This is a genomic window from Streptomyces cahuitamycinicus, from assembly GCF_002891435.1.
Taxonomy (GTDB): Bacteria; Actinomycetota; Actinomycetes; order Streptomycetales; family Streptomycetaceae; genus Streptomyces; species Streptomyces cahuitamycinicus.
The window spans coordinates 1-848 of record NZ_POUC01000902.1; the positions used below are offsets into that span (position 1 = coordinate 1).

Annotated in this window: 1 protein-coding gene; it reads right to left on the reverse strand. The window is 65.2% G+C overall.

Annotated elements, in window-relative coordinates:
• The coding region (locus C1J00_RS43785) for a cbb3-type cytochrome c oxidase subunit I (RefSeq protein WP_180989931.1) at positions 1 to 848 on the reverse strand (848 nt) is incomplete at both ends.

Sequence of the window (848 nt, forward strand, 5' to 3'; positions counted from 1 at the left end):
CCGGTCGGGACGGCGATGAGGAACGTCATGAAGGAGAAGAACGGCAGCAGCACACCGCCGGTGACGTACATGTGGTGGGCCCACACCGTCACGGACAGACCCGCGATCGCGATGGTCGCGCCGATCAGACCCGTGTAACCGAACATCGGCTTACGGGAGAAGACCGGGATGACCTCGGAGATGATCCCGAAGAACGGCAAGGCGATGATGTACACCTCTGGATGGCCGAAGAACCAGAAGAGGTGTTGCCACAGCAACGCGCCGCCGTTGGCGGAGTCGAAGATGTGCGCCCCGAACTTGCGGTCCGCCTCCAGGGCGAACAGGGCCGCGGCCAGGACCGGGAAGGCGAGCAGGACCAGGACACCGGTCAGCAGCACGTTCCAGGTGAAGATCGGCATGCGGAACATCGTCATGCCCGGTGCGCGCATGCAGATGATCGTGGTGATGAAGTTGACCGAGCCAAGGATCGTGCCGAAGCCGGAGAAGGCCAGACCCATGATCCACATGTCGGCGCCGATGCCCGGGGAGCGGACCGCGTCCGAGAGCGGGCTGTAGGCGAACCAGCCGAAGTCGGCCGCGCCCTGCGGGGTGAGGAAGCCGCCGACCGCGATGAGCGAGCCGAACAGGTACAGCCAGTAGGCGAACATGTTCAGCCGCGGGAACGCCACGTCCGGCGCGCCGATCTGCAGCGGCATGATCCAGTTCGCGAAGCCGGCGAACAGCGGCGTCGCGAACATCAGCAGCATGATCGTGCCGTGCATCGTGAACGCCTGGTTGAACTGCTCGTTCGACATGATCTGCAGACCGGGCCGGGCGAGCTCGGCGCGCATGAGCAGCGCCATCACGCC